The following is a 7,303-nucleotide window of genomic DNA, read 5'->3' on the forward strand; positions in this document are numbered from 1 at the left end:
GCGGGCGCGGGGTGTGCGGGCGCCCGTGATTCGGCCACGGGTGTCAAGTCGACGGGCGGCAGGGGAAGCCGTCCGGCCGCTGAAGGCGGGCGAAGGCCCAAAGGACAGGGGAAGGGATCAGGTCAATTGTTTGCCCGAGCGATAGCGGAAGGCGCTCCTCCGATAGTTTGGGATCATGACGCAGCAGGGCCTTCTCGCAGGTAAATGTGCCTTCATCAGTGGGGCGAGCAGCGGGATCGGCGCCGCGGCCGCCCGTGTGTTCTGCCGTGAAGGCGCGGTGGTCATGCTGGTGGCCCGCCGTGGGGAGAAACTCGACGCCCTCACCCGGGAGCTGCGCGGCAAGGGGTACGAGGCGCACTACACGACGGCCGATGTCGCGCGCGGCGCCGAGGTGGCCGAGGCGGTTGACCGCACGCTCGACCGCTTCGGACGGCTGGATGTCGCTTTCAACAACGCCGGCGTCGGCGCCGCCCAGGTCCCCCTGCATGTGATGGAGGACGAGCTCTACGACCTGATCATGGACACCAATGTGCGCGGGGTGTGGAACTGCATGCGGCACCAGATCCCCGCGATGCTGGCGCGTGGCGGCGCCATCGTGAACACCAGCAGTACCGCGGGGCTGGTCGCCACCCCCGTGGCGGCCCCCTACATCGCCTCCAAGCACGCCGTGCTGGGGCTGACGAAGGCGGCGGCCGCCGAGTACGCGTCGCGCGGCATCCGCATCAACGCGATCGCACCGGGCTCGACGCGCAGCGAGATGATCGACGACTGGCTCGAACAGGAGCCCGGCGCCGAGGAGTTGCTGCGCGGCGCCGCGCCCCTGCCGCGGATCGCCGAACCGGAGGAGATCGCCGAGGCGGCCGCCTGGCTCGGCAGCGACCGGGCCTCGTTCGTCGTCGGCGCCACCGTTCCGGTGGACGGCGGCTGGACGGTCCGCTGACCGGGCGCGGCGGGCGTGGTCGTCCGCGTTCTGCCCGGTGGCGGGTTGGTGGATGCCGTGCGGACGGCATACCTCGCGATGAGTCATGGTGCCGACCGGCTCCTTCGACAGGACACGACAAGGTGGGCGCCGCTCCTCGTGTCGGGGCCCGGCGGGGCGGGCGACCTGTTTCGTGGCGCGGTGCTGTGCTGGGTGCGGTGTTGTGTGGTGTGGAGCGCGGTGGGGTGCGGAGCGCAGTGGTGTGTGGAGCGCGCGGCCGACGTGCGCGTGCACTCCCGCGTCCGGGCACGGCGAAGTGCGGCCCGGGCGCGGGAGTGCACGACGGCGAGGTCCTCGGGGGGTGTGTTCCGCCGGGGAATCTCCTGGCCGTGGCACGGACGGTGACGGGCCGACGGGCCGGGGTCACGGGTGCCGCGCTGAGGGATGTGCCCTGTGACGGGCCGGCGGCAGGCCGGCAGGCCGGCAGGCCAACACCCGGGAAAGCGGCTCGTTCACGGACCTGTACGGCGGTGGCGGCTCGGTTCCGTCGAAGAGCGGGACGGCGGCCCTGCCGGGCAGCCTCGCGCGAGAAAGCGGCGTGGTGCCGCGATGCCCTAGCGGGCGGCGGAGCGTACGAACCGGATCACGAAGGCGAGCTGCCCGTCCTGGTGACCGGTGACGCTGACCGAGGTCGTTCCGTCCTCGGCGGTGAAGGGGTGGGCCTCGATCCAGCAGGGGGCGTCGAACTCGACGTACCGGCTGAAGTTCATCTCGGAGGACGACGGGGCGAACCGGCTCCAGGGCACGAGCAGGTTCGCGGCCTGCTGGGCGGCTTCGACCAGGACCATCGCCGGTATGTGGTCGTTGATCCGGTCGAAGAAGAGCCGGTTGGCCGGATCGGCCCGCAGCTGCCAGCGACCGGGTGTGTCGGTGTCCGCGAGCACCACGTCGCACTCCTGGACGTGGTGGACGGTCGGCGGATCGACCGGCTCGGGCAGCGCGGCTGCGAAGGCCGGGTCGTCGGACGTGCGCAGGGCCCCGCGTATTCGCTCATAGGCGGCAGGCGAGGTGATGTTGAAACGGATGGAGCCGGAGCCGACGGTTCGGCCCCCCATCCGGATCGTCATCTCCATCGCCACACCGGCCGGTACGGCCCCGCGTCGGCGCAGTTCCGTCACGTCGACATCCAGCGTGATGCCCTCGGCGGTCGCGTCGCAGGTCAGCAGTTCGGCGTCGAGCCGGTGGCACAGCTCCCACATCACGAAGTGGTGCCCCAGCGGAACACCGAGCTCCGCGTGCGAGACCAAAAGCGTGGCCTGCCGGATCGTCTCCAGTACGAGTGACGCCGTGTAGCGGCCGTCCGGCGTGACGAAGAGCCGGTGGTCACGCGGCCAGCGTGTGGAAACGGTGAAATGTGTGTCGTCGTGACGTGTCAGTTCTGTGGGCAGTACATCGTGCAGATTCGCTCGGTGTACGAGCGTTCTGTTCACCGGCAGCACCGGCAATTTCGGCAGTTCCCCCGCCGTGATCTCCGGGAATACGGCGCGGTGCGCCCCCGTGTGGACGTCCCGGATCTTCGAAGCCATAGCACTCAAGGTCATTGCCTCTTCTTGTCGTCGGTGAAGGTGCATGCCGAGTGGGGTATGGCTCATCCCCCCCCGCGGTCGGTAAGGTACAGGCATGCGGGTTTGTTTTTCAATGAGTGGGAGAAACCCGCCGGAGCACGCACAGGGTGCCGTCCCCCCCAGGCGGCTGGGCACAGATGGGAGGCCGCGTGGCGCGACAGGAGCGTGCGGTCAGGACCAGGAAAGCGATCCTGCAGGCAGCCGGAGAGGTGTTCGCCGATCACGGTTACGCCGGGGCCACGATCTTCGACGTGTACAAGCGATGCGGGGTGACGAAGGGAGCCTTCTACTTCCACTTCGCATCAAAGGTGGAACTCGCCCAGGCAGTGCTGGACGAACAGGTCAGCGGGCAGATCGGCTACCTCGAGGTGCCGCCCGGCGAGCGTACGGTCAAGCTCCAGGACGCGCTCGACGTGGGGCTGCTCGTGGCGCACCGCCTCACCTTCGACCGGATGCTGCAGGGCAGTATCCGGCTGGCGGTGGACCAGGTGCACGAGATCAACCGCCGAATTCCGTACCAGGCGTGGATCGATGTGCACACCAGGATCCTCACCGAGGCGCAGGAGCGGGGCGAGCTGCTGCCGGACGTCGACGTCAACGACGCTGCACAGATGATCGTCGGCGCGTTCAGCGGGGTGCAGCTGATGTCGGAGGTGATGAGTGACCGCAGTGATCTGGAGGAACGGATCGGGGTGCTCTACCAGGGGATGGCGCGCGCGATCGCGACCCCCGAGACCCTGCGGCAGCTGGATGTCACCCCCGACCGCGGCAAGCGGCTGATGGCCAGGGTCGAACGCATGGAGGAGGAGCAGGCGCAGGCCGAACAGCAGGTCGCTGGATGAACGGCCCGCGGCCGGGGAGACCGGCGACGGGTCCTCGGCCGCGGGCCGGTCTGCCGGCGGGGAAGGAGAGCCGGCCGTAGAGGAGGAGAGCGGTGTTGGGGGTGTCGGGGCGGGGGGCCCGGCACTCCTCGTGTCGGGGCGGGGGACCCGGCACGTTCCCATTCGCCGTCGCCCGACCGGACCGGATGCCGGATCCTTCGTGCGGTCGGGCGGCGTCGGCCGGGCCGCCGTGTCCGGGGCCGGCCGGACCGAGCGGCGTACGGGCCTGGCTCGGTTCGTGGGGTGTGCCCGGGTGAGACGGGTCAACGGGCCGGGTGGAGGGACAGGGCGCGGAGGACCGCCAGCGTGACCTGTGCGACGCCGCGGCCCCCGGTGGGCACGCTCACCCGGGCGACCTCGCGATAGAACGGCGCGCGCTGCGCGGCCAGTTCCCGCAGCCGGGCTGCGGCGTTTCCGGCGAGCAGCGGGCGGCCCGTGACCGCCTCGCGCCGGTTCAGCACCTCGTGGACCCCGGCATCGACATGGACCACCGGACCGCCCGTGAGCAGCGCGCGTGTGACCGGGTCGACCACGGCGCCCCCGCCCAGCGCCAGCACCCCCTCGTGCTCGGCGAGCGCGGTACGCACCGCGGCTCTCTCCAGCTCGCGGAAGCGGTGCTCGCCGTACGTGGCGAAGATCTGCGCGACGGACCGTCCGGTGCGCTGCTCGATGTCCTCGTCGGTGTCCCGGAAGCCGACCCCGAGGTGCTGGGCCAGCAACCGCCCCACCGTCGACTTGCCCGCTCCGGGCAGGCCGACGAGGACGGCGACCGGCCTCATGCCCGCCCCCACCGCGGTGGGGTGCGGCGCGGGAACGGGGGCGGGAAGGGGGAGAGGGCAGAGTGGTCGGGCCTGTTGTCGGGCAAGGCGTCCTCCGTGGGTCGGGGCCGGCGGGCCGCCCCTCGGATTGTCGGCGCCCCTGGGCGTGCCGCGGGACGCGACCTGACACGGCGGCGCCCTGTCATCGCACTTTCCGATAACCATGGAAAACCCGCATGCGGGTTTGTTTGTCTTGATCCGGCTCCCGCGGAGGCCTGATCCGCCTCCGTGCCCGCCCGTGGCCCGGCGCCCGGTGTCCCGGCGCGCCGGCGTGGCGTGCGACGGGGGCCGGACCGTCGGAGCCCGGGCTCACCGACCACGGAGAAGCCATATGATCAAGCTTGATGACATCCGCCGTCATGCGGCCGTCCGCCCGGATGCGATCGCCGTCGTGGACGGCGCGACGCGTCTGTCCTGGACGGAGCTCGCCGACGCGGTGGAGCGGGTCGCGGCCGGCCTCGTGGGCCGGCTGCCCGAGGTCAGCCCCGCCCGCGCGGTGTTCCTGGCCGGACCCAGCCGGGAGCTCACGGTCGCCCTGGCCGCCTGCGCGACGCTCGGCATCCCCTGCACAGGGCTCGACCCCGCGCAGGAGCCCGACCGGCTCGACGCCGTCCTCGCCCTGCTCGACCCGTGCGCGGTCTTCCTCACCGCGGAGCACCGGCCCCTGCTGGAGGAGCGCGCGTGGCCCGGCGGACCCGGGGCACTGCGGATCCTGCTGGATGCCACGGCGGCGGACGAGGCCGGGCCGCAGGGGCCCGCACGGCCCGCACGGGGCGGCCCCGAAGACCAAGGTGCCGCGGGAGCCGCGGGACGTCCTGACGGGCAGGGACGCACGGCCGGTGGGGCCGAGCACACGCACACACCGGCCGAGGGCGAACGCGAGGCCGTACCCGGCGTGGACGGGCAGGAGCACGTGCGGGGCGCGGCCCGGAGCGCGCAGGCGTCCGGCGCGCCGGACACGGCGCTCCCGTTCTGCCGACTGCTCGACAGCGAGCCGCTCAAGCGGTTGCCCGAGCCGCTGCACCGGGAGTTCCTCAGCGTCGTACCCGGCGGGCGGCGGCCGCGGATCACGGTGCGCCGGGCCGCCGCCGAGGGACGTGGACTGATCGACCTGGTCGACGAGTTCGGCTTCGACGCGCACGACACCCACCTGGTGGCGGCACCGCTGTGGATGCCGCTGTCCCTGCAACTGGCGCGCACCCTGCTCGCGGTCGGCGCCACCGTGGTGCTGGACGCCACGCAGGACGCGCAGACCGTGGCCGCGCTCGTCACCGCCGAACGGGTCACCACCGCGGTGATCGACCCCGGCGCGCTCGGCCGGCTGCTGGCCCACCCGGCCTCCGCCCCGCTGGCGCACACCGGGCGGCTGCGGTGCGTGATCACGCCGGGCCGGCATGTGGGCCGCTGGACGGTCAACACCGCCTGGGAGCGGCTCGGACCCGTCCTGCACCTGGCCCATACGACACCCGAGACCGGACTGAGCGCGATCCTCACCCCGGAGGAGTCGCAGGTCGCCAGGGCGCGCACCGGACGGGCGCTGCTCGGCACCACGGTCACGGTCCTGGACGAGGACGGCGCTGTGCTGCCTGCCGGGCGCCCCGGCCGGGTCGCCGTCGCCGGCCACCATGTGATGGACGACTACCTCGAGGACCCCGGGGGCCCCGAGGCCGAGGACGCCTTCGTCACCCTCGACGCGGGCGCGGGCCAGCAGCGCTTCTTCGTCACCGACGACCTCGGTGTCCTCGACGAGCAGGGCCGACTCACCGTGACCGGGCGCGGTTCGGGCGTGACGTCGCCCGCCCGCGACCGCGCCCTCGACGCCGCGCTGTTCCGCCTGGAGTCGGACCTGCTCAACCTGCCCTGCCTGCGCGACACCGCCGTGGTGCGGGTCAGCCTTCCCTCGCTCGGCGACGCGCTCGTCGTGCCGTTCATCGCGGTCGCCGTCGGACGTGAGACCACCGGGTACACCGCGCTGCGCACCGCCTGTGCCCGCCGGGTTCCCTCGATCCCGGCGCATGTGATCGCGGTCGACCACATCCCCTACAGCCCCACGGGCCGGATCCGGACCGCGGAGCTGCTGGAGGCGGTGGTTCCGATCATCACCCTGAATCTCCAACTGGAGCAGAGCGTGCAACAGGAGATCTCCGCATGAGCGTCACCCACGCCCCCGACCTCTACGAGGACGCCCCGGACACCGACTGGGAGAGCGGCTTCTTCGCCCTGGAGGGGGAGCTGCTCGAACTGTCCTGCGTGCGCGAGTGCGCCGTGGTCCACACCGAACTCCCCGAGCTGGGCGAAGCGGTCGTGGTGGCCTACGTGCCGCTCGAGCCGCAGCAGGAGATCGCCGGGCGGCGTGCCGTGCTCGCGGCCTGCCAGCGCAATCTGCCCGCCCTGTACGCGCATGCCGTGGCCGTGGACGAGGTGCCGCGTGGTGTCGAAGGGGCGGTGCGCGAGGGGGAGTTGCTGGACCGGGTGCTGCCGCAGATCGCCCGGGACCTGATGTCGCCGGCCGCGATGGCCGACTGAGCGGCGGTCCCCGCGCGGTGCACGAGGGGTCTTAAAAAAACAGGCAAGCTGGTATCTTATGTGGCCTCGGGGGAACGTGGCCGGAGAAAGGGGCCGTGTCATGCAGTTCCAGCAGTTGCGGGCCTTCAAGGAGGTGGCGGCGGAGTTGAGCTTCACGCGGGCCGCCAAGAACCTGCACTATGCCCAGTCGACCGTGACCACGCAGATCAAGAACCTCGAAGAGGCCGTCGGGACGGAGCTGTTCGACCGCAGCCGACGCCAACTGTCCCTCACCGAGGCGGGGTTGCGGCTGCTGCCGCACGCCGAGCACATCATCGAGATCGCCGAGGCCGCCCGGCGCGAGGTCGCCCAGGCCGCGCAGCAGGCACACCGCCCGGGCCACCGCCAGGGGCGTCTGACGCCCCGGCGCGCCCTGCTCTGAGCCCCCCACGCCCGATCCGTCCGCCAGCCGCCCCCTCCGCACGGCACGGCTCGAGACGGTCCACACCCCCCACATGAGACGGCCGGTCCCCGAGGGGACCGGCCGTCTCATGA

The 7,303-nt window shown here is 72.1% G+C and carries 7 protein-coding genes; 5 read left to right on the plus strand and 2 right to left on the minus strand.

Annotated elements, in window-relative coordinates:
• Positions 1–175: 175 nt before the first annotated feature.
• A complete protein-coding gene (locus ABZ098_RS44330; RefSeq protein ID WP_356600674.1) occupies positions 176–940 on the plus strand; it encodes a glucose 1-dehydrogenase in 765 nt (254 codons plus the stop codon).
• A 593-nt stretch (positions 941–1,533) separates the two neighbouring features.
• Here the strand turns inward: ABZ098_RS44330 and ABZ098_RS44335 are convergent.
• The gene (locus ABZ098_RS44335) at positions 1,534–2,505 is read right to left on the minus strand and encodes a ScbA/BarX family gamma-butyrolactone biosynthesis protein (protein ID WP_356600676.1); all 972 of its coding nucleotides are present in this window, start codon (positions 2,503–2,505) and stop codon (positions 1,534–1,536) included.
• 188 nt (positions 2,506–2,693) lie between these two features.
• Between ABZ098_RS44335 and ABZ098_RS44340 the strand changes: the two genes are divergently transcribed.
• Complete coding sequence (locus ABZ098_RS44340) at positions 2,694–3,386, plus strand: ScbR family autoregulator-binding transcription factor (RefSeq protein ID WP_356600678.1); 693 nt, start codon at positions 2,694–2,696, stop codon at positions 3,384–3,386.
• Between the two features lie 302 nt (positions 3,387–3,688).
• Here ABZ098_RS44340 and ABZ098_RS44345 read toward each other — a convergent pair whose 3' ends face one another.
• Entirely contained in the window at positions 3,689–4,204 is a 516-nt protein-coding gene (locus ABZ098_RS44345) for a shikimate kinase (RefSeq protein ID WP_356600680.1), read from the minus strand.
• A 370-nt stretch (positions 4,205–4,574) separates the two neighbouring features.
• Between ABZ098_RS44345 and ABZ098_RS44350 the strand changes: the two genes are divergently transcribed.
• From ABZ098_RS44350 to ABZ098_RS44360, 3 genes are all read left to right on the plus strand, one after another.
• Positions 4,575–6,395 carry a class I adenylate-forming enzyme family protein gene (locus ABZ098_RS44350; protein WP_356600682.1) on the plus strand — a complete coding sequence of 607 codons (1,821 nt, stop codon included), beginning with the start codon at positions 4,575–4,577 and terminating at the stop codon, positions 6,393–6,395.
• A complete protein-coding gene (locus ABZ098_RS44355) occupies positions 6,392–6,769 on the plus strand; it encodes a hypothetical protein (RefSeq protein WP_356600684.1) in 378 nt (125 codons plus the stop codon). The genes ABZ098_RS44350 and ABZ098_RS44355 overlap by 4 nt, the downstream gene beginning before the upstream one ends.
• A gap of 100 nt (positions 6,770–6,869) precedes the next feature.
• Complete coding sequence (locus ABZ098_RS44360) at positions 6,870–7,190, plus strand: LysR family transcriptional regulator (RefSeq protein WP_356600686.1); 321 nt, start codon at positions 6,870–6,872, stop codon at positions 7,188–7,190.
• Positions 7,191–7,303: the final 113 nt, after the last annotated feature.

This window comes from Streptomyces sp. NPDC006335, from assembly GCF_040612795.1.
Taxonomy (GTDB): domain Bacteria; phylum Actinomycetota; class Actinomycetes; order Streptomycetales; family Streptomycetaceae; genus Streptomyces.